This window comes from Planococcus sp. TJ-201, assembly GCF_058268495.1.
Map to the genome: position 1 here is coordinate 45,319 of NZ_JBZDOG010000003.1, position 24,958 is coordinate 70,276.

General features: G+C 44.4%; 21 protein-coding genes and 1 riboswitch. Of the genes, 19 read left to right on the forward strand and 2 right to left on the reverse strand.

The features are described from left to right. Position 1: 1 nt before the first annotated feature. From AC4EG4_RS08625 to AC4EG4_RS08640, 4 genes are all read left to right on the forward strand, one after another. Positions 2-841, forward strand: a complete 840-nt coding sequence (locus AC4EG4_RS08625; protein ID WP_490987535.1) for an aldo/keto reductase — start codon at positions 2-4, stop codon at positions 839-841. Positions 842-1,044: 203 nt separating this feature from the next. Then, entirely contained in the window at positions 1,045-1,662 is a 618-nt protein-coding gene (locus AC4EG4_RS08630) for an NAD(P)-dependent oxidoreductase (protein ID WP_490987536.1), read from the forward strand. A 47-nt stretch (positions 1,663-1,709) separates the two neighbouring features. Then, complete coding sequence (locus AC4EG4_RS08635; protein ID WP_490987537.1) at positions 1,710-2,192, forward strand: nucleoside deaminase; 483 nt, start codon at positions 1,710-1,712, stop codon at positions 2,190-2,192. A 134-nt stretch (positions 2,193-2,326) separates the two neighbouring features. Beyond that, positions 2,327-3,523, forward strand: coding sequence for a DUF4317 domain-containing protein (locus AC4EG4_RS08640; protein WP_490987538.1), 1,197 nt, complete (start codon positions 2,327-2,329; stop codon positions 3,521-3,523). Between the two features lie 86 nt (positions 3,524-3,609). Here AC4EG4_RS08640 and AC4EG4_RS08645 read toward each other — a convergent pair whose 3' ends face one another. Continuing rightward, positions 3,610-4,578: a sugar phosphate isomerase/epimerase family protein gene (locus tag AC4EG4_RS08645; protein WP_490987539.1), complete on the reverse strand. Its 969-nt coding sequence runs from the start codon at positions 4,576-4,578 to the stop codon at positions 3,610-3,612. A 199-nt stretch (positions 4,579-4,777) separates the two neighbouring features. Here AC4EG4_RS08645 and AC4EG4_RS08650 point away from each other — a divergent pair, with 199 nt between their 5' ends. The 8 genes from AC4EG4_RS08650 to katG all read left to right on the forward strand — a co-directional run bounded on the left by AC4EG4_RS08650 (position 4,778) and on the right by katG (position 14,771). After that, the gene (locus tag AC4EG4_RS08650; RefSeq protein WP_490987540.1) at positions 4,778-5,767 is read left to right on the forward strand and encodes a LacI family DNA-binding transcriptional regulator; all 990 of its coding nucleotides are present in this window, start codon (positions 4,778-4,780) and stop codon (positions 5,765-5,767) included. Positions 5,768-5,857: 90 nt separating this feature from the next. Next, positions 5,858-6,838 carry a substrate-binding domain-containing protein gene (locus AC4EG4_RS08655; protein ID WP_490987541.1) on the forward strand — a complete coding sequence of 327 codons (981 nt, stop codon included), beginning with the start codon at positions 5,858-5,860 and terminating at the stop codon, positions 6,836-6,838. A 64-nt stretch (positions 6,839-6,902) separates the two neighbouring features. Then, complete coding sequence (locus AC4EG4_RS08660; protein ID WP_490976805.1) at positions 6,903-8,417, forward strand: sugar ABC transporter ATP-binding protein; 1,515 nt, start codon at positions 6,903-6,905, stop codon at positions 8,415-8,417. Continuing rightward, positions 8,410-9,384 carry an ABC transporter permease gene (locus AC4EG4_RS08665; protein WP_490976806.1) on the forward strand — a complete coding sequence of 325 codons (975 nt, stop codon included), beginning with the start codon at positions 8,410-8,412 and terminating at the stop codon, positions 9,382-9,384. The genes AC4EG4_RS08660 and AC4EG4_RS08665 overlap by 8 nt, the downstream gene beginning before the upstream one ends. Positions 9,385-9,395: 11 nt before the next feature. Then, a complete protein-coding gene (locus AC4EG4_RS08670) occupies positions 9,396-10,454 on the forward strand; it encodes a Gfo/Idh/MocA family protein (protein ID WP_490976807.1) in 1,059 nt (352 codons plus the stop codon). Between the two features lie 153 nt (positions 10,455-10,607). Beyond that, the gene (locus tag AC4EG4_RS08675) at positions 10,608-11,384 is read left to right on the forward strand and encodes an alpha/beta hydrolase (protein ID WP_490976808.1); all 777 of its coding nucleotides are present in this window, start codon (positions 10,608-10,610) and stop codon (positions 11,382-11,384) included. Positions 11,385-11,592: 208 nt separating this feature from the next. Continuing rightward, a complete protein-coding gene (locus AC4EG4_RS08680) occupies positions 11,593-12,231 on the forward strand; it encodes a Yip1 family protein (RefSeq protein WP_490976809.1) in 639 nt (212 codons plus the stop codon). A gap of 293 nt (positions 12,232-12,524) precedes the next feature. Beyond that, the gene (gene katG, locus AC4EG4_RS08685) at positions 12,525-14,771 is read left to right on the forward strand and encodes a catalase/peroxidase HPI (protein WP_490987542.1); all 2,247 of its coding nucleotides are present in this window, start codon (positions 12,525-12,527) and stop codon (positions 14,769-14,771) included. 97 nt (positions 14,772-14,868) lie between these two features. Here the strand turns inward: katG and solA are convergent, their stop codons facing one another. Next, a complete protein-coding gene (solA, locus tag AC4EG4_RS08690) occupies positions 14,869-16,038 on the reverse strand; it encodes an N-methyl-L-tryptophan oxidase (protein ID WP_490976811.1) in 1,170 nt (389 codons plus the stop codon). A 224-nt stretch (positions 16,039-16,262) separates the two neighbouring features. After that, positions 16,263-16,367, forward strand: a riboswitch (SAM riboswitch). Between the two features lie 189 nt (positions 16,368-16,556). Between solA and mmuM the strand changes: the two genes are divergently transcribed. The 7 genes from mmuM (at position 16,557) to AC4EG4_RS08725 (ending at position 24,949) form a co-directional block, all read left to right on the forward strand. Beyond that, on the forward strand, positions 16,557-17,492 hold the full coding sequence (mmuM, locus tag AC4EG4_RS08695; protein ID WP_490987543.1) for a homocysteine S-methyltransferase: 936 nt from the start codon (positions 16,557-16,559) through the stop codon (positions 17,490-17,492). 92 nt (positions 17,493-17,584) lie between these two features. Beyond that, the gene (locus AC4EG4_RS08700) at positions 17,585-18,370 is read left to right on the forward strand and encodes a nucleotidyltransferase domain-containing protein (protein WP_490987544.1); all 786 of its coding nucleotides are present in this window, start codon (positions 17,585-17,587) and stop codon (positions 18,368-18,370) included. A gap of 421 nt (positions 18,371-18,791) precedes the next feature. Continuing rightward, positions 18,792-19,892 (forward strand): diguanylate cyclase, encoded by a 1,101-nt coding sequence (locus AC4EG4_RS08705; protein ID WP_490987545.1) that lies wholly within the window; start codon positions 18,792-18,794, stop codon positions 19,890-19,892. A 162-nt stretch (positions 19,893-20,054) separates the two neighbouring features. Continuing rightward, on the forward strand, positions 20,055-20,507 hold the full coding sequence (locus AC4EG4_RS08710) for a helix-turn-helix domain-containing protein (RefSeq protein WP_490987796.1): 453 nt from the start codon (positions 20,055-20,057) through the stop codon (positions 20,505-20,507). A 179-nt stretch (positions 20,508-20,686) separates the two neighbouring features. Further along, the gene (locus AC4EG4_RS08715; protein ID WP_490987546.1) at positions 20,687-21,184 is read left to right on the forward strand and encodes an LURP-one-related/scramblase family protein; all 498 of its coding nucleotides are present in this window, start codon (positions 20,687-20,689) and stop codon (positions 21,182-21,184) included. Positions 21,185-21,287: 103 nt separating this feature from the next. After that, entirely contained in the window at positions 21,288-22,862 is a 1,575-nt protein-coding gene (locus AC4EG4_RS08720) for a histidine kinase N-terminal 7TM domain-containing diguanylate cyclase (protein WP_490987547.1), read from the forward strand. Between the two features lie 179 nt (positions 22,863-23,041). Beyond that, positions 23,042-24,949: a PTS mannitol transporter subunit IICBA gene (locus tag AC4EG4_RS08725; RefSeq protein WP_490987548.1), complete on the forward strand. Its 1,908-nt coding sequence runs from the start codon at positions 23,042-23,044 to the stop codon at positions 24,947-24,949. Positions 24,950-24,958: the final 9 nt, after the last annotated feature.

Here is a 24,958-nt window from a genome sequence, read left to right on the forward strand (position 1 = left end):
CATGTCAAATCCGATTCAACCAACAACTACCTTACATAACGGGGTAAAAATGCCGTGGCTGGGCCTGGGCGTCTTTAAAGTAGAAGACGGTGCAGAAGTCGAACAGTCCATAAAATCGGCTCTTGAAGTAGGCTACCGCAGCATCGATACGGCCGCTATTTATGGAAACGAAGAAGGTGTCGGCAAAGCGCTTGCTGAAACCCATGTTCCGAGAGAAGAATTGTTCATTACGACAAAAGTGTGGAACGCCAATCACGGCTATGATGCCACTCTCGCCGCGTTTGATGAAAGTATGGGGAAACTGGGCTTGGATTACTTAGATCTGTATTTGATTCATTGGCCCCTTCCTTCAAAAGGGAAATTCGCAGAAACGTGGAAAGCGCTTGAAAAGCTTTATAAAGATGGACGCGTTCGTGCCATTGGCGTGAGCAACTTTAAAGTTCATCACCTTGAAGAAATTATCTCCAACTGTGAAGTGGTGCCGATGGTCAATCAAGTTGAGTACCATCCGCGATTTAATCAACGAGAACTCCACGGTTTTTGTAAAGAGCATGGCATCCAACTCGAAGCCTGGTCTCCGTTAATGCAGGGGGAATTGCTGAATGATCCGGTGTTGATGGAAATTGCAGAAGAATACAACAAGTCAACAGCTCAAATTATTATCCGCTGGGACATCCAAACGGGAGTCGTGACGATTCCAAAGTCAATAAAAGCTCACCGTATTGCTGAAAATGCAGGTGTTTTTGATTTTGAAATTTCCCCGGAAAATATGGACAAAATCAATGCCCTGAATAAGGATCAGCGTATGTTCGCGGATCCGGATGAGTTTGATAGAGTGTAGTCTCAGATTATAGTGAAAGAGCACCAGAAGCCAACGAGCTTTTGGTGCTCTTTTTTTGGATGCAGCATGGATTTATAAATGAAGTGGATATTCGTAAAAGTATTCCAATGGAGTGAAACGTGCATATGGCGGGTATTGAGAAATAATGCAGATATAAGATTTTGTTTTCAATTCAACTATTTGGGAAGGAAAGGTGAAGAGACATGAAAATCATTGTGTTCGGGGCCACAGGCGGTGTGGGCCAATTGGTTGTGAAGCAGGCAATCGAAAGCGGATTTGAGGTCACTGCATTTGTGCGGACACCCGCAAAGTTGAAAATTGAACACGAAAATTTAACGGTCGTTCAGGGAGATGCCTTTCATCCAGAAAGAGTCGCAGCGGCAATAGCAGGCCATGACGCGGTCGTTTCCTGCTTAGGTTCTAATCAAGGGATGAAGAAATCGACTGATCTTCAAGACATGATCAAAAATATTGTGGCAGGCATGCTGCAGCATGGTGTAAAACGCATCGTCTACACCGCGTCTGCGGGAATCTATGACGAACTGCCAGGCGTAAGCGGGAAACTAATGATGGGCGTGCTTAAAAATGCACTCACAGATCACCGGGCTGCTGTCGATCATATTGAAGCACATGGACTAATCTACACATTTGTCAGACCAATGGGGTTAACCGACGGGACTTTTACAGGGACATACAAAGAAGCAGCGAAAGGCGTTCCCGAAAAATCGAAGTCCATATCACGTGCGGACGTTGCCCATTTTATCGTAAAAGTTTTAAGGGATCCACAATATGAAAACACATCGATTGGCATCGCTAATTGAATGGCGTAAAGTCATGAACAAGACTATAGAGCAAAGGGGGAGCTAAAATGATTAGCGACACAGATTTAAAACATTTGCGGCGTTGTGTGGAATTGGCAGAAACAGCCTTGGAAAAAGGCGATGAGCCATTTGGGTCCGTCCTTGTTTCGGCTGCTGGAGAAGTGCTGTTTGAAGACCATAACCACGTGGCAGGCGGGGACCATACGCAGCATCCGGAGTTTGCGATAGCAAGATGGGCGGCAAATCATATGTCTCTAGAGGAAAGAAGCAAGGCGACGGTTTATACTTCCGGGGAACATTGCCCGATGTGTGCCGCGGCACACGGCTGGGTCGGTTTGGGACGGATCGTCTACGCCAGCTCGTCGGAGCAATTAGCCGGGTGGTTAAGCGAATTGGGCGCTGCGCCATCCCCTGTCCGGAATCTCTCTATCGGAGAAGTGCTCAAGGATGCGGCAGTAGAGGGTCCGGTTCCGGAACTTGCAGAACAGGTCCACCAGCTTCATCGCCGACTGTATGCCGCAAGACGTTAACGGCCAATCTTTTAAGGTTACTTTCTCGACCTAAAATATTGTTATAATGAAAGAGCACCAAAAGCTACAATAGCTTTGGATGCTCTTTTTTTGTATACATCATGGACTTACAAGTTAGGGAGTTGGAATTCAAAATGAATAAAAAAGATATAGCGGACATTCGCAAACGATTTAAACTGGATACCGATTTATTAAAAATCGCTGAAATTTATAACATTTACATCCAGCAGGAAAGCAATGAGATTTTTCACGAGGAAAGCCGCTCGTTTTCGATGTTGGACCGGGAGCAGCAAGAGCTGTTCTTTAACAATTTTAAAAAGGTATTGGGCGGAAAGCTCGATGCCAAAATGTTTGAAGTGAAGTTCCAGCCGCAAGAAGAAGGGCAGGCAGACCACACGCAGCGGCTTCTGTATGAAGGGCTTGAGGCAAAAGAAGTTGCTGAATGGAAAGAGAATATGCAGCGCATTGCTTTGAAAATGGTGGAAGACCGGACCTATGAAAAGGATATGGTCGTCACGTTCATTCGCGGAAACTACTCGAAAACGACAAGACGCCAGCCCGATGAAACAGAAATCGACATGCGCGATGAAGTGTATACGACTTCATTTATTCTTTGCAGCATGAACCAAACCGAACTGCCGAAAAGTTCGCTGGTATTTGATTTTGTCGAGAAAGAATTCAAGTCGAATGTACTGGTTGACCCGGTTATCAAACTGGCTTCTCCAATTGGCGGGTTTTTATTCCCAAGCTTCACGGACAATTCCGCAGACATCCACCACGTTCTGTATGCGGCGGGCAAAGCGAACAAGCCGGATTTTCAGTTTATCGAGAATGTGTTAAACGGCGACGAGATCATTACGGCGGAGGAAGAAAAAGCGGTATTTGAAGAAATCGTTAAAGCCGTCATTGGCAGCGACGAAGTGAATTCCAGAACGCTCGCTGGCGTCTACGATGAAATCAACCAGATGCTGGTTGTCGCAGAAGAAAGTGACGATGATGAAGAGGAAGCGCCCATTTTGGACACGACTGAGATTACACGTGTATTAAAGGCAAGCGGCGTCAAGGACGTCAGTCCGGAAAAAGTGGAAAGGGCATTTCAACAAGTCGTAGAAGATAAAACTTACGAAATGAAAGCCAGCCATATTGTTCCAAGCTATTCGTCCAAGTCCATCAAAATCAGCACGAAAGTCGCCAATATTGCGATCAGCCCCCAAGACTTACGTTACGTCAAAGAGGTGAACTATAACGGCAAGCGCTGCATTTTGATCGAAGTGGAAGAAGACACAATGATCGAAGGGTTTAAGCTGCTTGCGGAGGAAGAGTTGGAGTAGCAGGAAAGTAAAATGTATTGAACTTGAAAAAACCTCAGTGAGCCCTGTTAAAAGGAGCCCAGTGAGGTTTCTTTTTTCATTGGCAATCACGTCCACCACATCTCCCCAACTGATTCTTTCACCATCACGGGCTTTAAATTCTCTACCGCTTTCGTAAAGCCTTCGTTGATCGACATCAGCCCATCTTCGTGTTCAATGCTCACTACGTAATCGTAATCGTAGAGGCGTAAGGTGCTGATAATGTCGGCCCAAGTTTTTTGGTCGTGGCCAAATCCGACGGTGCGGAAATACCAGGAACGGTCTTTCATCTGCGAATAGTCGGTCATATCCGTCAGGCCGTTTCGGTTGGTGTTGGCTTGGTCGATGACGGTATCTTTGGCATGGAAATGATGGATGGCGTTTTCACGTCCGAGAATTTTGATGGCTTCCACGGGATCGATACCTTGCCACCACATATGGCTTGGGTCCAGGTTGGCGCCGATTGCAGGACCGCACGCTTCCCTCAGCCGCAGCATGGTGGCAGGAGTATGGACGGAAAAGCCGCCATGCAGCTCCAAGCCAATTTTAACATTGAGCGATTCAGCCAGGCTGTTTTTCTCTTTCCAGTATGGAATCAGCTTTTCTTCCCATTGCCATTTTAAAATTTCCTGGAAATCGTTTGGCCATGCAGCGATGGGCCAGTTGGGGTACAGCGCATTTTCGTGGTCGCCCGGACAGCCGGAAAACGTGTTAACAACAGGAACTCCGAGTTTTGATGCCAGTTGCATGGTCTTGGTGAGCAGCTCATCTGCCTCATCTGCAATCTGTTTTTGCGGGTGAAGCGGGTTGGCGTGGCAGCTGAGTGCGCTGATGATCAAGCCGGCGTCCTTAATTTGCTGATTGAACCCTTGCTGTTTGTTGGCATCATTCAGCAGCTCGTCCAATTTGCAATGGGCATTTCCCGGGTAGCCGCCTGTGCCCAGCTCGATGGCTTCAATGCCTTTTGAAACCACATAAGCCAGCATGTCTTCAAAGCTCCGGTCGGAGAACAATACAGTAAAAACTCCCAATTTCACGAAAATCACTCCATTCTAGTTTTCTGAATATACCGTCATGTAAACCATTACATTTTTAACATATAGAAAAATTCGCTCTAAATCAATGATTTTTTCATTAAAAATTCTTTGTTGACAGATAATTCAGAATAATTTATGATGAAAATGTAATCGATTTCATTTCAACGCATGCGTGTCGTGTCAGAAAGAAGGAAGCAATATGGCAAACATCCAACAAGTGGCCAAGCGTGCAGGGGTCTCAGTTGCAACCGTCTCTCGGGTGCTCACCGGAAAAAATATTGTTACAGCAAAAACCAAGCAGAAGGTGGAGGAGGCGATCCAATCCTTAAATTATGAGCCAAGCATGCTGGGCCGAAACTTGCGGAATTCGGAAAGCCGCATTGTGCTGATCCTGATTCCGACCATTTCCAATCCTTTTTATTTTGAAATCATCAAAGGAATCGAGAACATGGCACTCAGCCAAAACTACAGCATTTTGTTATGTGAAACGGATTCGAAGCCCGAAAAAGAGGAAATCTATTTCGACTTGCTGCGGAAGAAGATGGCGGATGGCATTATTTCAATGGATCCCGCAGTGAACGTAGAGACCTTGAAAGAACTGGCCGAAAACTACGCCATTATCCAATGCAGTGAATATGGAGGCGGCATTGGCATTCCGTACGTCACCATCGACAGCGAAGAAGCATCGTACCGTGCAGTCAAGCATCTCATCCAAATGGGACATCAAAAAATTGCGCTGATGAATTCAGATGAAAAGTTCCTTTATGCGCGTGAGCGGCGAATGGGGTATGAGCGGGCGCTCCAAGAACACGAGATTCCGTTCAATCCGGATTATGTTCTCTATACACAAGAATTGGGTTTTGAACAAGGCCAGCAGGCGCTGAAGAAAATTCTGAAACTGGAAGATCGGCCAACAGCCGTGTTTGCCGTATCAGATTTATTGGCAATCGGTGCCCTTAAAGAAATTAATGCTGCGGGCCTCCATGTACCAAATGATATCGCAGTAGCCGGTTTTGATAACATTGATTTTTCCAATATGACCAATCCGGCACTGACCACAGTGGCTCAGCCAATGTATAAGATGGGAACCGTGGCAGCGCGGATGCTGATCGAGAAAATACAAGGAAAACCGGTAGACAGCGTCGTGCTTGGCTATGAATTGGTCGTCCGGGAATCGACTACCGGATAAGGTGGCTGAGATAGGCGCACTGATTTTAGCCTTTAATGTAACCGTTTACATCTGCAGGATAGCTTTTAAAAAACTGAAGGGGTGGATAAAGTGAAGAAGTTATGGATCATTTTATTGTCTTTCATCACTATTTTTGTATTGGCAGCATGCGGCGAGGAGGCAACAGAGGATGCCGTCTCGACCGATGAAAACGGAGGAGACGAACAATTGACAATCGGCATCTCTCTTCCTTCGGCAACACATGGCTGGATGGGAGCATTAATTGAAAGTGCAGAACAACAGGCAATGGAGCTGCAGGAAAGCGAAGGCATTGACTACGTCATGACCAATGCCGCCGACCCGAATACGCAGGCAAACGACGTGGACGATTTGATTGCACAGGAAGTGGACGTGATTGTCATGCTGCCGATCGAATCTGCGGCGTTGAGTCCAGTGGGGCAAAAAATTAAAGATGCAGGCATCCCATTGGTCATCGTTGACCGGGAACTTGAAAATGATGCAGCAACGGTAGTCGTTAAAGGAGACAATGAAGGAATTGGCGTCAATGCCGGACAATATTTTGTGGAACAATTGAACGGCGAGGGCAAAATTGTGGAGATTACTGGTCCTCCAAGTTCGGTAACCGAACAGCGAGGTGCTGGATTCCAAGAAGCTGTTGCTGGCGAGCCAGGAATGGAGATCATCGCATCTCAAAGCGGAGACTTTTCTACGGAGACTTCCTTGGAAGTCATGCAAAACATTTTGCAGGCCAACCCAGAAATTGATGCCGTCTTTACACAGGATGATGGCATGGCGTTAGGTGTCTTGCAAGCCATTGAAGAGGCCGGCCGTACCGATATCCAATTTGTCACGGGCGCAGGTGGAGCGAAAGGCGTCTTTGAAGATATCCAAAACGACGGGCTCATGAAAGCGACTTTCCTTTACTCGCCGACGATGGTAGAAGATGCGGTAACGATCGCAGCCGATCTTGCACAGGGCGAAGAACCGGCTGAATCGATGGTCGTGAAAGAAGCGACGCAAGTAACAAGTGAAAACGTAGAAGAATATTACGATCCAGATTCGAAATTTTAAACGGACTGCCAGGAAATGCAGTGGAGTCATTGCATTTCCTCTTTTCCTATAAGGAGGTACCGACATGTCTTCCAATCCCTTTGTAACAATGACCAATATTGAAAAATCGTTTAACAGCGTGCCGGTGTTGAAAAAGGTAACGCTGGAAGTGGAACAAGGTGAAATCCATGCGCTGCTTGGAGAAAATGGGGCAGGCAAATCAACGCTGATGAATATTTTAGGCGGTGTCCACCAACCGGACAATGGACAAATTTTTGTCAAAGGAAAAGAAATCAGCATGGCCAGTCCGCATGTTTCACAGGCGCAGGGCATCAGCTTTATTCACCAGGAACTGAATATGGTCGGCGACTTGAAAGTGTATGAAAACATGTTTCTAGGTTCAGAAATTCGCAATAAAATCGGATTTTTGAACGTGGAAGAAATGTGCCGCCAAACCCGGGAAATTTTAGCGGAACTTGGCGTATCCATCAATCCGAAAGAGTATGTCCGCAACCTGGCAACTTCCTACAAGCAATTGATTGAGATTTCAAAAGCTTTGCTGCACAAGTCTCAATTGATCATCATGGATGAACCGACGACCTCGCTCGCCGAACATGAAGTCAGCCGGCTATTTGAACTGATGCGCAACTTGAAAAAATCCGGTGTTTCCATCATTTATATTTCGCATAAGTTAAAGGAAATCCAGGAAGTATGCGACCGGTACACGGTTTTGCGGGATGGCCAACTGGTCAAGACGGATGTCATGGAACATGAAAACCTGGAAGTGATCACCAAGCTGATGGTAGGGAAATCCATTTCACAGGAGCGGTATGTGCATGAACATAGCTTTGGAGACATGGCATTAGAAGTCCAAGGCTTGACGAGTGCCGGCTTGTTCAAAGACATCAATTTTACTGTGCAAAGAGGACAAATAGTAGGATTTACGGGCCTGGCGGGAGATGGCCGGACAGAGCTTTTTGAAAGCTTGTTTGGCTACCGGAAAAAATACGCGGGTACGATAAAAGTGAAGGGCCAAGTTGTGAAGATTAATCATCCGCGAAAAGCTCTGCAGGCGGGACTGGGCTATGTGCCGAAAGACCGGAAAGAAAATGCTATTATCAAAGACTTGAGTGTTATCCATAATATGAGTTTGTCCTCGATGGGGAACTTTGAGCGCCTGGGGTTTATCCAAGATAAAAAAGAACAGGAGACATTTAACACGTACAAAAAGATGTTAAATATTAAAGTGCACAATCCGCGGATCACCATTGATAAATTGAGCGGCGGAAACCAGCAAAAAGTCATCATTGCCAAGTGGCTGGAAGCGGAAACGGATATCCTTATTTTCGATAACCCGACACAAGGCATCGACGTAGGCGCCAAGCAAGAGATTTATCAGCAGATTTTGGCGTTGGCGAAGCTCGGCAAAGCCATTATCATTTTGTCCTCGGAAGCTCCTGAAGTAATGCGGATTTGCCATAACATCCATGTCATGTATCACGGGGAAATCGCGGCGCATTTTACGGGCGATGACGCAAGCGAAGAAGAAATCATGCATTACGCCACTGGAGCGAAGAGGGAGGGAGAGAAAATTGGCTAATATCAATACAAAAGAATACAGTCCGGAATCTCCGAATATGAAAAGCCGGATGACCTGGCTGTGGTCGGAATACAGTGTCATTATCGCATTTGTCATTATTTTTATCGCGGCCACTGTGATGAATCCACGTTTTTTGGATATCAATAACCAATTGAATATATTGATGCAAGTGTCGATCATCGGGATTATCGCGCTTGGGATGACGGTAGTCATGTTGTCAGGTGGCATCGATTTATCGGTCGGTTCTGTTTTGGCCCTTGCTGGTGTTGTATCCGTATTGGCATTGAATGCATCTGGCAGTATTTTAGTGGGTGTTTTCACCGCACTTTTGGTTGGCTCGTTTGCGGGGTTCTTGAATGGCCTAATGGTTGCAAAAGGCAGGATTGCCTCCTTTATTGCGACGCTTGGCATGATGGCAGGGGCGCGTTCAATTGCGCTGTATATCGCAGAAGGCGGCAGTGTATCCGGTGAAGTCAGTGGATTTACCGCCATTGCCAACAGTGATTTTTGGATTTTTGATGTGCCGGTCATTATTTTCTTCGTAATGGCAGTCGTGATTTATGTATTGATGCACAAAACCCGCTTTGGCAGGTATGTCTATGCTCTTGGATCAAACGAAAAAGCAGCGATGCTGTCAGCAATTCGCATAGACCGCATCAAAATTGGTGTTTATACGCTCATTGGGACGCTGGTTGGGGTTGCAGCAGTCATCGAAACTTCTCGCCTGAATTCGATTTCTTCTTCCAGTTCGGGTGCGCAATATGAACTGGATGCCATTGCGGCTGTTATTATTGGAGGGACACGCATGACCGGCGGCCGAGGAAAAATAATCGGAACAATCTTCGGCATTCTCATTTTGGGCATCTTGAACAATATGATGAATTTGATGAATGTTTCGCCTCACCTTCAAGGATTTGTTAAAGGGTTGATCATCATCATCGCTGTTGTGTTCCAGAAAAGAGAATAGGGGGAAATGGAATGGGCATCAAAGTAGGCATCATCGGGTGCGGGTCCATTACAAAAATGCGCCATGCACCGGAATACACCGCCAATCCTTATGTGGATGAAATCGTTTTTTACGACCGCAACCTCGACCGTGCCGAAGCGATGGTGGAATTGTTTGGCGGAAGTCTTGTCCAGAGCGTCGACGAGCTGTTTAACGATCCCGACATCGTTGCCATCAGCGATTGTTCGTCGAATGAGCACCACCATTTGTTTTCGACTCAGGCGCTGTTGAGCGGAAAACATGTGCTGTGCGAAAAACCGATTTCGTTGACGGCAGAAAACGCACGCACCATTTTAGCTGCTCAGAAAAAGTCGGGTAAAAAGCTGATGGTGGATCATAATCAGCGGTTTACGCGTGCGCATCAAAAAGCGAAAGAAATCATTGCCAGCGGAGAGCTTGGAAAGGTCTTAACGTTCCGAACAGCATTTGGACATTCAGGTCCTGAAGCCTGGGGCATCAATAAAACCAAGTCCACGTGGTTTTTCAAAAAAGAGCGGTCAGGATTTGGCGTCGGCGGAGATCTTGGCATCCATAAAATCGATTTGCTGCATTATTTGCTCGACGATGAAATTGTTCAAGTGAGTGCGTTTCAAGGTGCTTTGCACAAAGTGGATGAACATGGTCAGCCAATCGGAGTATGCGACAATTTGGTATGCAGCTTGGCCACCCGAAAAGGGCGCATCGGAAACGCGGCGTTCTCCTGGACGTATTACGGAGAAGAAGACAATAGCACCATTGTTTATTGCGAGAAAGGCATCATGAAAATTTATCACAACGACCGGTATCAGCTGGAAATCATTATGCAGTCGGGTGAAAAAGTAAATTATGAGCTGGAAGCCATGCAGACGAATGACAACCAGACACCCAGCGGCGTCATCGATGCTTTCATTGATTCCATTCGATTGGATCAGGAGCCCATTGTTACGGGTGAAGATGCACTCAAGTCGCTGAAAGTGATTTTGGGCATCATGGAAGCTGCCGAAACCAAGCAAGTCATCACCATCGAACAAGAGTCGCTCCTTCATCAATAAGGAGAGACTCTTGTTTTATTTTAGTATGTACGGTTTTAAAACCTAGTTGACAAGTAAGTTTTAACTATAGTCTAATATGAATAAGCTTTTTCAGCAGGTCGATTGTAGGTGGGGAAACCTTCTTACCGTTAAATCAGGCAAAGGAGGATTCACATGGTTAATGAACATTATCCCGTCATCCCGCAAGCTGAATCATTTTTTCTAAAAGGAAACCACATTGGAATTTTGTTATGCCATGGCTTTTTAGGCACACCGCAAAGTGTCAGGGAGCTAGGGGAAGCCATTGCTGCGAACGGCTACACGGTTTCCTGTCCGAGGCTTCCTGGCCACGGCACGCATTTTAAAGATCTTGAACAAGTGACCCACAACAATTGGTTTGCGCGGATAGAAGATGCATATACCGAATTGAAGCAAACATGTTCAACCGTTTTCGTCATCGGCCAATCGATGGGCGGGACCTTGAGTTTGGATTTAGCCAGCCGCTATCCGGCTATTCAAGGAATAGTCTTGATCAACCCGGCGATCGACATCCCAGCATTTGAGACACACCGCAACCAGCCAGGGTTTGACTACATCTCAGAAGACCAGCCAGATATCAAAAGAACAGATGTGGTGGAAATCACGTATCAGCAATCGCCAGTTAGGGCGTATCACCAATTATTGGAATATATGACTGCTGTCGATGCCAATCTCTCAAATGTACGTTGTCCGGTTGTTTGTTTTCAGTCGCTCGAAGATCACGTTGTGCCGCCGAGCAATACCGATTATGTTCTCAGCAAGATTCAATCAAAGAACGTGTGGAAATACGAATTGCACAATTCATATCACATCGCTTCTATGGATTATGAATTGGGTTTTATTATTGAAAAAGCTATTGGATTCGTTGAAGAAACCCTCTCTTTGCAACAGGTGACGAATTATAAAAATTAAATAGAATTTATATTTTTCGTTTAGATCCATTGTGTTTATTGCCAAAGGGATTTTTCCATGCAGATGCTGCCTGGAAGAATCCCTTTTTTGTTATCTTAAAAAGAATTTAAGTATTTTTCTGATAATAAAAGATGAAAAGGGGAAATAAAAGAATGAAGAGATGCTGCCGCCGGACGTCATGGAAAACAAAAGAAAGGAGAGAGAAATCGTGGTCAGGGAAGATCGATTATCCAGAGAGTATGAGGTCAATCCACTAACGGACATTTGGCTGCGCACACGTTCAACCGTCCGCTTTGTCATTGATCGCAAGCCCGCCACATATATCATCTTGCTCATTGTTTTGACGGGATTTGCTTCTGGCCTGATTGGGCTCATGAGTACCCGGAATGCAGACATGGAAGTTTGGGCAGCCGTTCTCCAGGCACTGATTACCGGTCCAATCGGAAGTGCATTTGGCTATTTCCTAGGTGCCGCTGTATTAACATTGGTAGGTCGGTTATTTAAAGGCAAGGCAGACTATCAGGAAATGTTTAAGGCGCTTGCCACTGCGCAAATACCGCAAATTTGGCTCTTGCCATTGCTGATTGTCTGGGCCTTTGCGTCGCCAACCACCTTTTTTGCGGACCGTACGGATGTAGAAGGCGATCCAATTGTCGTCATCATGTCTATCGTAATGGCGGTGGTGTCTGTGTGGACATTTGTCATTGTTTGCAAAGCGGTAGGCGAAGCGCATCGTGTCTCGTCTTGGAAAGGATTTTTCATCGTTGTACTGCCGGGCATCATTATCACGATCTTTGTTCTGCTTATTGTTTTTGTCCTGTTCGCTTCATTCTTTAACCAGTTGTGATGTGGAGGTGCTGCTTCCTTTTGGATGGAGTGATGCACTAAGTAATCTTTGAAATGACGATTCTTAAGTTTTGCGTATCTTGCAGAGACATTGAGAAAAAATTGGGGCAGCTTTTCCGCGTTTGGACACCGCGAAAAAGAGTTGCCCCAATTCCGTCCTTATCACTGTTCAGTTCGTCTCTAGTTTAGTATAATTCTAATGTAAGAATGATTACATGCCGTCATCAATTAGTCGGTATCAATAAGTTAAGAACAATGTTCACTATTTTCATTATTTTTAGGAGGGTTTTAAAAATGGATAACAATGAACAAAAGCGTCACACAGCTGCATCCGATGCACAATGTCCGGTAACGGGCGGAGGCGGACAGCCAAGCAGCCAAACAGGCGGGCATAAAGACAGTGCCATTACAACTTCGAACAAACCAGGCAAAACCCAAAATAAAGACTGGTGGCCGAACATGCTGAATGTTAACATTCTGCATCAGCATGACAAAAAATCGAATCCTCTAGGGGAAGAGTTTGATTACAAAGCAGAATTCGAGAAATTGGATTATGATGCATTAAAGCAGGATCTTAACGATTTGATGACCAACAGCCAAGAATGGTGGCCGGCTGACTATGGCCATTACGGCGGTTTGTTTATCCGTATGTCATGGCATGCTGCAGGTACTTATCGTGCAACAGATGGCCGCGGAGGCGGTTCTACCGGAAACCAGCGTTTTGCACCACTTAACAGCTGGCCGGATAACGTAAACTTGGACAAGGCCCGTCGTTTGTTGTGGCCGATCAAAAAGAAATACGGAAACAAAATTTCATGGGCTGATTTGCTTGTTTTGACAGGTAACGTGGCACTTGAATCAATGGGCTTCAAAACATTCGGATTCGGCGGAGGCCGTGAAGACATTTGGTCACCGGAAGAAGACGTTTATTGGGGCAATGAAAAAGAGTGGCTGTCAGATAACCGTTATTCAGGAGATCGCGAATTAGAAAAACCGCTTGCTGCAGTTGAGATGGGCTTGATCTATGTAAATCCTGAAGGACCAAATGGCAAGCCGGATCCTCTTGGAAGTGCTTTCGACATCCGTGAGACGTTTGCACGCATGGGAATGAACGACGAAGAGACCGTTGCGTTGATCGCAGGTGGGCATACATTTGGTAAAGCTCACGGCGCTGGAGATGCTTCCAAAGTAGGCGACGATCCAGAAGCAGCCGTAATGGAAAATATGGGAATGGGCTGGAAGAGCACGCACGGTTCAGGAAAAGGCCGCGACACGATTTCAAGTGGTATCGAAGGCGCTTGGACTGCCAACCCGACACAATGGGACAATGGCTACTATGAGCAGTTGTTTGGCTATGAGTGGGAATTGACGAAATCTCCTGCAGGCGCTTATCAATGGACGGCAAAAGATTTGTCAGAAGAACAGATGGCACCTGATGCAGAAGACTCGTCCATCAAAGTGAAAACAATGATGACGACGGCAGATATGGCACTTCGCATGGATCCAGCATACGAAAAAATTTCACGTCGTTACTATGAAAATATGGAAGAGTTCCAAGATGCTTTCGCCCGCGCATGGTTCAAACTTCTTCACCGCGACATGGGACCAAAAGAGCGTTATTTGGGGCCAGAAGTTCCAGCAGAAGATTTGATCTGGCAAGATCCAGTACCAGCAGCACCAGGTACATTGAAAGACAAAGAACTGGATGAGCTGAAAGTGAAGATTCTTGAAAGCGGAATAAACCCGCAGCTATTGGTTAAAACCGCTTGGGCTTCTGCCAGCACATATCGTGATTCAGACAAGCGCGGCGGTTCAAACGGAGCACGCATCCGTTTTGCTCCTCAACGCGATTGGGAAGTAAACGAGCCAGAAGAATTGGCTAAAGTTCTTTACTTCTATGAGCACTTAAAAGCAAGCACTGACAACAAAATCAGCATCGCTGACTTGATTGTGCTTGGCGGGAACGCTGCAATCGAACAAGCTGTAAAAGCAGCTGGATTTGATGTTGCGGTACCATTTACGCAAGGCCGTGGAGATGCACTTGAAGAACAGACTGATGCAGAAAGCTTCGAGCCATTGGAGCCAATTTCAGACGGTTTCAGAAACTACCAGAAGAAAGAATACGCTACAAGCCCAGAAGAAATGCTGCTTGATAAAGCGAACTTGCTTGGCTTAACAGCTCCAGAAATGACTGTTTTAGTCGGCGGTATGCGTGCATTCGGTGCAAACTACCAAGGAGCAACAGAAGGAATCTTCACCGACAAAGTCGGCGTGTTAACAAATGATTTCTTCGTTAACTTATTGGATATGAACATCGAGTGGACGCCAGTAGAATTCAATAAATACGAAGGCAAAAACCGCACGACAGGCGAAGTTGTTCGCACAGCAACGCGTTTTGACCTCGTATTCGGTTCAAATGCGATTCTTCGCGCAGTTGCCGAAGTTTACGCACAAGACGACAACCAAGAAAAATTCGTTCGCGATTTCATCAAAGCTTGGAACAAAGTGATGAACGCTGATCGTTTCAACCTAGAAAACTAATAAGGAAAATCCCGGTCAGCACATTGCGCTGACCGGGATTTTTTTGTGTGGAATAAGGAGGTGGATTTTCGTCACTTCCACCTTTTTCAGAAACTTGTTATCGCGAGCCTTCCTGTGCTTCAGGCTGCAAACCAAATCTGTTGAGGGCGAAGATGGAAATATCCAGCTCACTTTCGCCTGTCATAGCCAGTTGGCTCAACACTTCTCCCATGACACTGCCAAATTTGAAACCGTGTCCGGAAAACCCGCAGGCAAAAATAATACGGCTGTCTTCCGGATGAACATCAACGATAAAATCATTATCGCTTGAAAGTGTGTATAGACACGTTTTGCCTTGCTCCAGTTTGCCATTTGCCTGAGGCAAGTAACGTTCCAGCCCTTCCCGCAAGTCGTTTTCATCTGTTTCGTATAATCCAAAGTTTTGCGTTTGACGATCTGGATCGATCGGCTGCCCACCATCGGATCTCCCAATTTTGACCCCGCCACCATTCAACTTAGGAAAACCATAAAATTTCTTATTCTGATCTTCTACAAAAAAAGCAGGGAAATTAACAGCATCGTACAAGTCGGAAGGTGCTTCAAACCAAGCAACAGCTTTGCGAGTGGGTTGAAGCGGCAGCGTTAAATCCGGCAACAGCTTTGCCGCCCAGGCTCCCGCCGTGACAATGACTTTCTTGGCATAAAATGTCGCACGTTCAGTGGAAATCTTGACACCTTGTTCATCATTCAGGTCTATGTGCTGAACCCTTGTATTTGGAACGAAGCTCGCACCATGTGCAAGAGCGGTTTCTTTATAGGCCAGAATGGCATTTTCACTGTACAGAATGCCCGACTGTGTTTCAAAGCAGCCAATAAAATGATCCGGTACAGAAAATCCAGGCCATCTCGCATTAACTTCCAAGCCCGTCATCAGCTCTAACAAAAGGTTATGCTTCTCCGCAGAAGCCATCATCTCCACTAAAAAAGGCGAATCTTCCGGACCCAGGCCGATTACGCCGGTATTTTCAAAAATTTTATATCCTGTTTGCTGTTCCAGTTCTTGCCACAATTGCTGGGCCCGTTTTACTAACGTTACGTACTGCCTGCCTTCCCCATACGCATGACGGATCAAGCGGGTATCGCCGTGATGGCTGCCATGGCTATGCGGCGGATCGAAGGCATCTATCAAGACAGTCTTTACTTTTTGCTGCGCCAAAAAAGCACCAGCCGCCATTCCCATCGTTCCTGCACCAATTATCGCCACTTCAAAAACAGCTTGTTTAGTCATTTTCTCGCTCCATTCTTTGTGGAAAAAAGTCAGTTTCAAAATAACAGCTTTATGAAAAATCGCATGTGAATTATTAATAGATCGTATGGAAGATTTGATGGATTGTCAATCGTTCATTGTGCGCCTTGCCCCTTCCATCCTTTAGACAAGTCCATATTTGAAGCAAAATGTGTTTGACAAGAGAGGCAATGTCCCATACTATCGTTAATATGCAAAAACTAAATAACTTATCAAGAGAGACCGAGGGACAGGCCCTATGACGTCCAGCAACCATCATTTGTATGAGAGGTGCTAATTCCTGCAGAGTGTTTTATTCTGAGAGATAAGAATTCGGCCAAAACCTCTTTCCTATTGGAAGAGGTTTTTTTATTTAACAAGAAAATTGCGTAGACACGCTACTCGGGACAGCAGCCGCGTGACTTGCGCCCAATTCCAAAGTGTACTTATTTGATAGACCGACAGCTTCTTTAGATCCAGAGTTGTTGCAATAAGCTTGAATGTGGAAAGGATGTTGTGGAATGAACCCGATCGAACAAATTTTAAATCACTTCCCTATTGTTATTGTTGATGGTGCAATGGCGACAGAGCTTGAGGAGTATGGCTGCAATTTACATGATCGTCTATGGTCGGCAAAAGTGCTCATGGAAAATCCCGAGCTAATCAAAAAAGTTCACTTGGACTATTTCCACGCCGGTGCAGACTGCGCCATCACCGCCAGCTACCAGGCAACGACTGAAGGATACAAAGAAAAAGGATTGAGCGAGGACGAAGCAAACAGCCTGATCGGAAAATCGGTGAAACTTGCAGCAGAGGCCCGGGATGAATTTTGGAGCAGGGTGGAAAACCGGTCGAACAGGCCAAAGCCAATTGTGGCTGCCTCTGTCGGCCCATATGGTGCTTTTCTTTCAGATGGCTCTGAATACCGCGGCGATTATGCGGTAAGCGAACAGGAACTAATAAATTTCCATAAGGAACGGATCCGTATATTGATCGATGCAGGTGCAGATATTTTAGCGTGTGAAACCATTCCTTGCTTGGCAGAAGCCAAAGCAATTGTGGCAGTATTAAAGGAATTTCCAGAGGTCTATGCGTGGTTCAGTTTTAGCGCAAAAGATGAACGTCATATAAGTGATGGAGACAAAATCTCAAAGTGTGCAGAGTGGCTGGACAAACAACCGCAAGCAGCCGCAATTGGCATCAATTGTTCAGCACCCCACCTAATCGAATCGCTGATTAAAGAAGTGAAAAGCCAAACGGCGAAACCCATCATTGTGTATCCGAATTCAGGCGAAGAATATGACCCGTCGAGCAAGACCTGGGGTGAAGGAACTTCAGTAAATCAATTTGCCTTGAATACACGCCAATGGTATGAAGCAGGTGCCCACATGATTGGAGGGTGCTGCAGAACAACACCAGGAGACATTGCAGGCATTGCGGCCTGGGCGCGTGAATAAAGATTATGATCAGACGAGCTTGATCTTAAGATTTCAATTTCTTTTGATAACCGATAAACTTAATAGATACAAGCTCACAAAGGGGAATACATATGAATGAAATTATCCAGCAGAAGTTAATCGGCATAGAGGAAAAATTTAATGTGAAGGTGTTATACGCTGTTGAATCTGGAAGTCGGGCATGGGGATTTCCTTCAAAAGACAGTGATTACGATGTTCGGTTTATTTATATTCATTTGCCGGCATGGTACCTCTCGATTGATCCACAAGGAAGTGCTGTAAAGAGAGACGTGATTGAAGAACCGATTAGTGAGTTATTGGACATAAGTGGCTGGGAGTTGACTAAAGCACTTCGCCTGTTTCGAAAAAGCAATCCACCGCTTTTGGAATGGCTGCGAAGCGACATCATCTATTATCAAAAAGACTCGTTTATTGATCACATGCGCTCTTTGGAGTCAGATGTATTTTATCCGAATTCTATGCTATACCATTATTTAAACATGGCAAAAAACAATTACCAGGAATATCTTCAGGGGCCAGAAGTCAAAATCAAAAAATATTTTTATGTGCTGCGCCCAATTTTGGCATGCAACTGGATTGAAAAGTACAATACGACACCACCAATTGGCTTCAATGAATTAATGGAAGATATTGTTCCTACAGGTGAATTGAAAAAACAAATTGAACAATTGTTGAAACGTAAACTGGCAGGCGACGAAATGGATTTAGAGGATCGCATTGAGGTGATTAACGATTTTTTGGAAAGCGAAATGGAACGGCTCGAGGAGTATACAAGAAACCTTGTGGTTGAGGTAGAGGATCCGACGGAAATGCTGGACGAATTGTTTAGAGATACTTTGCAGGAGACCTGGAAATAATCAATTTATCGGATGAATATCTATCCCTAATAAATCAAAAAGAGATTTTTTGGGGAAACTGAGCCTCATTGAAATGGAAAGTTTATCAAGACAAACCCCGCAGCTGGAATAGGTATCCAAAAGATGACTTCGGTAGTTCACCGAAGTCATCTTTTTTTATAGTGTACATCACTTGAAGGGTCAGTTCAGCTGGTGACTTTCTTTCTTTTTAAAAGTTTATGGATATGGCGGAAGAGAGGGGCTTCAATGTTGTTAATGAAATAAAGAGATATTGTGACAAAAGCCGAAAAGTGATTGTAAAAGATTCGAAAAGAGAATAGTTGAACAATATTTATATGATATATTATTAAAGTAAATAAAAATGTACAATTAATAGTTTTGTTGTAATATTATTCCAATAAATATAGGTGGAGGAAATCTTTTGTTTGATCTTATTGATAACTTGTTCATAAATTTATGTGTTCTCATTGCCTTGATTTTTATTTATTTGCAACTTAGAAAGAAACTTGGATTAGATGAATCTTACAGAAAAGCCGTACTGGCTGACGGAATAGCAGGGGGAGCATTAGGATTTTTGCTGATGTATTTCTCTATACAAGTAACAACTGAAACTATCGTCGATTTGCGATTTATACCGGTTATGCTGCTTGTCCTTTTTTTAGGGATACCCCAAGCTACTATCAGTGCAGTAGTTATTATATTTGGAAGGTTCATTTTTGGCCTGACGATGTCAGCTTTTGCAGCCGCCATCTTAATGATCGCTTTAATCATCGGCTTCATCATTATTCATAAGCTATTTAAAAAATTTAGTGCTAATGCAAGTTCTTACAAAAAGGGCTTTGTGATGATCCTATTTTCAAACATTGTCTTCAGCGTAGTCATTAGTATTCTTATTAGTGATTTTCTTGTTTTGAAAAGTTTGATCCCTGTTTATTGGGTCATTTCTATCATCGGTGGGCTCATTTCGATTTTCTTTGTTGAATACATTCGAAAAACGCAGTATCTTCTGATGAAATACGAGCAGGAGTCCGTGACAGATTTTCTTACAGGCTTAAATAACGTCCGGCAATTTGATGCGGTATGGAATACATTAGTTGGAAGTGCAGCAGAAAAGAATGAAAGGCTCTCGTTGTTAATCATTGACATTGATCATTTTAAAAACGTCAATGACACATATGGCCACCCAGTTGGTGACAAAATCCTAAAAGAGCTTGGAAAAGTTTTAAAGAATACAAGCCGATCTTTTGATATTGTTTCGAGAAACGGTGGAGAGGAATTTTCTGTAATCTTGCCCGATTGCCAAAACGACCTGGCGGTAGAAATTGCTGAACGAATAAGAAAAGCGGTAGAAATTTATCATTTTAGAGTTTCCTCACAGCATTCTATCAACATTACGGTTTCGATCGGTGCAGCAACTTATCCAGAAACAGTAGCGGATACAAATCGCATAGTTGACACTGCTGATGAATGCTTATATAAAGCCAAACGTACTGGAAGAAATAGGGTTTGTGCCAGCTATTAATAAATAGAAAGAGATTGGGAATATTTCCAATCTCTTTTTTTCTTTCATCTGTTGAATTTTTAAATAAGCAAGCAGAGGTTGCAGCAGGGTGCGCCTAGAACTATCTTTACTTTATAAGTTTATTTCTTAATACTGAAAGTAGAAGGAAAGGCGATGAGTACGATGATTTTCAGTGAACGTTTGAAAAGCGAAAGAGAAAAAAAGGGGTGGTCGCAGGCGGAGCTTGCAGACAAAATTCATGTAAGCCGACAGTCCGTTTCAAAATGGGAAACCGGAAAAAATTACCCAAGCATTGAAGTGATTATCAATTTGAGTGACTTATTTGGCGTTACGATAGACGAACTGCTAAGGAGTGATGAAGAGTTGAAGGACAAAGTGATTCAAGACAGCAAGCAGCTGGCTCACCCAAAGTGGAAAGTTTTTTGCGATAGTGTGTTTATGTTAGGTGCCTTTTTGTTGGTGTCAAAAATCATCATTTTCGCGTCAAATTACTTTTTCGGAACATCCATTGTGATACCGGAAGGAGTGCCAAGATTCCTTTCCAACTTCCTGTCCTTATTTTTGATGGTGGCTGGCGGTATTGGATCGGATTATTTTAAGGACAAGTATATTTGAATAGAACCACCTAAAACCTTGCTGTTCGAGTGTTTTGGGTGGTTTTTTAATTGGTGAATTTTCTAGGCGCTCTCAAATCTTTAGTCCCAGTGAAGGCATTTTCATATATTGTGTGGAATAAACTAAACAGAATCTATTTTGCATACCACAATGTCAACTTACCAAAAGGAGGCGATAAAATGAAACAACTCTACATCAAACAAAAAGCACTCAGCTTAAGTGGCAAATTCACGGTGAAAGATCAGCAGGAGAACGATGTTTATTATGTGGAAGGCAGCTTTATGCAAATTCCGAAGACCTTTTCCATTATGAATGCGGCAAGAGAAGAAGTGGCGCTCATTACGAAAAAGACGTTTAGTTTTCGGCCAAAGTTTTTTGTTGAAGTGAATGGCAAGGAACAATTGACGATTAAGAAAGAGTTTTCTGTGTTCAAAGCTCGCTATACCATAGAGGGCACAGGAATTGAGATTCGAGGAAACTGGTGGGACATGGATTTTCAAGTGGTGCAGCATGGAGAAGTAATTGGTCAGGTCAACAAGGAATGGTTCAAGTGGGGGGATAGTTACAAAGTCGAAATTCTGGATGAACAGATGCAGGAAGTTGTCATCGCAATAGTTGTCGCTATTGACTGCGTGAAAGCTGATGAAGCGGCATCAGCTTCGGCGGGTTCCATCTAGCCTCTAAGGCAGCCATTGGGATGGCTGTCTTTTATTATTGGAAAAATATCCACTTTTATTAGTAAATATGCTAAATTAAAGAAAAAAACTAGAGGAGAAAAATGTGGGATCCCAATTAACCGTTTATATCACATTGATTTGTACTTCAGGTGTACTCAGCTTGTATTTATGTGCTTCCGTATTTGCCGGAAGGCATAAATACACAAAAATCGCTTCCTTTTTTGTTTTTTACACTGCTTCTATCGCTATTTATTGTTTTGCGGCAGCCTTCGGCTTAGTGGCTACGAGCTTGGAAGAAATGAAATTCTGGACAGTCATCCAATACTTGGGCATGCCAATTTCTGCACCTCTTGGCTTGCTGTTTGTCCTGTATTATTTAGGCATTAAACTAAGTTGGCAAAGATGCGCTGCCTTGCTTACGATCCCTGTTGTCAGCTTTTTGATGGTGGCGACCAATGATTTTCATCATTTGCATTACCGCATCTTTGAAGTAGATCCGATTCTGGGGATTCCTTACATTCATCAGGAAATCGGCGTATGGTATCTGGTTCACGGTGGGTTTACTTTTGCTTGCATGCTAATTCCTACTTTATTTATCCTCTTCCGATGGCGGGAAACGACGTCGACATATCGTCCGCAGCTGGTCGCTTTGTTTTTCGGTCAATTTGTTCCGATGGCGACGGCGTTTATTTATTTAATTGGCTGGACGCCTCCTGGCATTGATCCCGTACCCATGGTGTTGTGGATGACTTCGCTCTTGTATTTATGGTCCATCAATTCATCGCGGCTGTTCAAAGTCATGCCGATTGCAAAAGATACGGTTTTCAACAGTATCAATGATGGCGTACTAGTATTAGACGAGGATCATCGGCTGATTGAGTTTAATCGGGCTGCGAAAAAAATGTTTCCGGAACTGGACAGGTCATTGCATGGCGCCGAGTTTGAAAAACTCTGGCTGGAGTTAACACTGGAAGTTCCTCCATTTAAAGTAGAAACAACAGAATCAATGCAAGAACTTCAGCTAACGAGGCAAAAATCGAAATACACCTACCAAGTCCGAATTTCTTCAATGGCTTATGTGGGCAACACCACTGGCTTTTTGTTGATTTTCACCGACATCACAGAGTTGAAAAAGCTGCAGGTACAGCTAGAGCGGCAGGCTTATTATGACGAGCTGACAGGTATCTTTAATCGTCGTGCCTTTTACACGCAATGTTCTCAGCAAGTTGAAGATGCACAAGCAAATAAACAGCCATTTGCTGTCGCTTTGATTGATATTGATCATTTTAAATTGGTAAATGATACGTATGGCCATCATGTTGGTGATCAAATGCTCCAGCATGTTGTTGGGGTCTGCAAATTGCAATTGGGCGGAGAGGTTTTGTTTGCCAGATATGGTGGAGAAGAATTTGTATTGGCAATAGGAAACCATACAGTAACAGAAGGCTTCGAGTTGGTTGAAAGGGTCCGTCAAAGTGTAGAGCAAACGCCTTTGACCGTAGGCGATCTAAGAATTACTGTGACTATCAGTATAGGTGTCGCGTCACTTGAAAGCGGCGAGACAGCATCTCTGCAAGTTCTTCTGAACAACGCAGACATTGCACTGTATTCAGCTAAAGAAAAAGGGCGTAACCGAGTCCAAATGCATGTAATGGCGGAAGAAACAGTTGGAAACTAAGCCATTTTCTAACTCATTTTAAGCTGTCGAGCCATCGACAGCTTTTTTACGTTGTGGCTGAAAATACACTTTTGTCACGACAAGCCCGACAAAGTTGACTTTCCTTACAGTTGAATACGCTTCCATATAAGGTCTATGATGGAGGAACATTACAACTATAGTTTGGAGGAGAAGAACACATGAACGATTCAAAAATGAAGATTCGCGTGCAAAAGTTCGGTAATTTCCTGAGCTCGATGGTGTTGCCGAACATTGGTGCGTTTATTGCATGGGGATTGATTACAGCACTTTTTATCCCTACCGGATTTATTCCTAATGAAAACTTGGCTTCACTAGTAGGGCCAATGGTTACTTACATGTTGCCGCTTCTGATCGGTTATACAGGAGGGCGTTTGATTTATGATCAGCGTGGTGGAGTAGTCGGAACCATTGCGACCATGGGTGTTATTGTCGGAGCTCCCGATACACCAATGTTCTTGGGTGCCATGATCATGGGACCGCTTGGTGCTTATGTCATCATGAAATTTGACCAATTGATTGAAGGAAAAATTCGTACTGGTTTTGAAATGCTGGTTAACAACTTTTCTGCAGGTATTTTGGGTGGCGCACTTGCCATTCTTGCATTCCTTGGCGTCGGACCGGCTGTAAGTTCGTTTACAAGCGTTCTGGTTTCAGGTGTGGACTGGTTACTTGCTGCAGGCTTATTGCCGCTGACAAGTATTTTGATTGAACCGGCGAAAATTCTATTCTTGAATAACGCCATCAACCACGGTGTGTTAACACCAATCGGCTTGGAGCAAGTTCAGCAGACAGGGAAATCAATCCTGTTCCTACTGGAAGCCAACCCTGGACCTGGACTCGGAGTACTTCTTGGGTTTATGCTGTTTGGCAAAGGCATCGCGAAGCAATCAGCTCCTGGTGCAGCGATTATCCATTTCTTTGGAGGCATTCACGAAATTTATTTCCCTTACGTATTGATGAAGCCAATGTTGTTACTGGCTGTTATTTTCGGAGGCATGAGCGGAGTCTTTACACTTGTATTAATGGGTGGCGGATTGGTTGCTCCTGCATCACCAGGAAGCATCCTGGCTATTGCGGCAGTTACGCCGCCTGAAGGCATGGCTTACTTGGCCAACTTCACTGCAGTCTTTGTAGCAACGGCCGTTTCGTTTGCTATCTCGGCAGTCGTTTTAAAAACTAGCAAGCAAACAGATGAAGATATGGACGAAGCAACAAAGAAAATGGAACAAATGAAAGGCAAAAAAAGTTCTATTTCCCGGGAAATAACGTCACCTGTAGGTGCTGGGACTGGCGTATTCCCATCAAATGTACAAAAAATTGTGTTTGCTTGTGATGCGGGAATGGGATCGAGTGCAATGGGTGCTTCTCTTCTGCGCAAAAAAGTAAAAGAAGCAGGGCTGGGCGTATCGGTTTCGAATACAGCCATCAGCACGATTCCAACCGATTCTCAAATTGTGATCACACAGGAAAAACTGACGCCGCGTGCCGAAAACAAGGTGCCGGGTGCGTACCATATTTCAGTTGATAACTTCTTATCAAGTCCGGAATACGATAAACTGATCGACCGTCTGCAAAATGATGGCACAAGTGATCAGCATGGATTGGTAGAAGAACAAGCAGCACCGCATAATGTAGAAGATGATCAGCTCCTATTGGAGGAAAACGTCTTTATTGGACAAAAATTCCGTACCAAAGAAGACGCAATCCGATTTGCTGGCCAGGCTTTGGTCGATGCTGGATACGTTGAACCGTCTTATGTGGACGAAATGCTGAAGCGTGAGGAAATCACGACAACTTACATGGGCAACAATGTTGCAATTCCCCATGGAACAGAAGAAGCAAAAAAATCTGTCATAAAATCAGGCTTTACTGTCGTTCAGGTTCCAAATGGAGTAGACTTTAATGGAGAAAGTGCAAAAATGATTTTTGGCATCGCTGGCAAGGACGGTACACATCTGGAAATCCTTTCAGGAATCGCTGTCATTTGTGCAGAGCAGGACAATGTAGATCAGCTGGTAAATGCAAAAACGGCAAAAGAATTAGTAGCCATCATTAACAGCAATTAAATAGCAGCA

Bases quoted from the DNA above. Each gene is read 5' to 3' on its own strand.
- AC4EG4_RS08725 (WP_490987548.1), top strand. From the start codon at position 23,042: ATGAACGATTCAAAAATGAAGATTCGCGTGCAAAAGTTCGGTAATTTC.
- AC4EG4_RS08650 (WP_490987540.1), top strand. From the start codon at position 4,778: ATGGCAAACATCCAACAAGTGGCCAAGCGTGCAGGGGTCTCAGTTGCA.
- solA (WP_490976811.1), bottom strand. From the start codon at position 16,038: ATGACTAAACAAGCTGTTTTTGAAGTGGCGATAATTGGTGCAGGAACG.
- AC4EG4_RS08630 (WP_490987536.1), top strand. From the start codon at position 1,045: ATGAAAATCATTGTGTTCGGGGCCACAGGCGGTGTGGGCCAATTGGTT.
- AC4EG4_RS08635 (WP_490987537.1), top strand. From the start codon at position 1,710: ATGATTAGCGACACAGATTTAAAACATTTGCGGCGTTGTGTGGAATTG.
- AC4EG4_RS08700 (WP_490987544.1), top strand. From the start codon at position 17,585: ATGAATGAAATTATCCAGCAGAAGTTAATCGGCATAGAGGAAAAATTT.
- AC4EG4_RS08625 (WP_490987535.1), top strand. From the start codon at position 2: ATGTCAAATCCGATTCAACCAACAACTACCTTACATAACGGGGTAAAA.
- mmuM (WP_490987543.1), top strand. From the start codon at position 16,557: ATGAACCCGATCGAACAAATTTTAAATCACTTCCCTATTGTTATTGTT.
- AC4EG4_RS08710 (WP_490987796.1), top strand. From the start codon at position 20,055: ATGATTTTCAGTGAACGTTTGAAAAGCGAAAGAGAAAAAAAGGGGTGG.
- AC4EG4_RS08675 (WP_490976808.1), top strand. From the start codon at position 10,608: ATGGTTAATGAACATTATCCCGTCATCCCGCAAGCTGAATCATTTTTT.
- AC4EG4_RS08715 (WP_490987546.1), top strand. From the start codon at position 20,687: ATGAAACAACTCTACATCAAACAAAAAGCACTCAGCTTAAGTGGCAAA.
- AC4EG4_RS08670 (WP_490976807.1), top strand. From the start codon at position 9,396: ATGGGCATCAAAGTAGGCATCATCGGGTGCGGGTCCATTACAAAAATG.
- AC4EG4_RS08660 (WP_490976805.1), top strand. From the start codon at position 6,903: ATGTCTTCCAATCCCTTTGTAACAATGACCAATATTGAAAAATCGTTT.
- katG (WP_490987542.1), top strand. From the start codon at position 12,525: ATGGATAACAATGAACAAAAGCGTCACACAGCTGCATCCGATGCACAA.
- AC4EG4_RS08640 (WP_490987538.1), top strand. From the start codon at position 2,327: ATGAATAAAAAAGATATAGCGGACATTCGCAAACGATTTAAACTGGAT.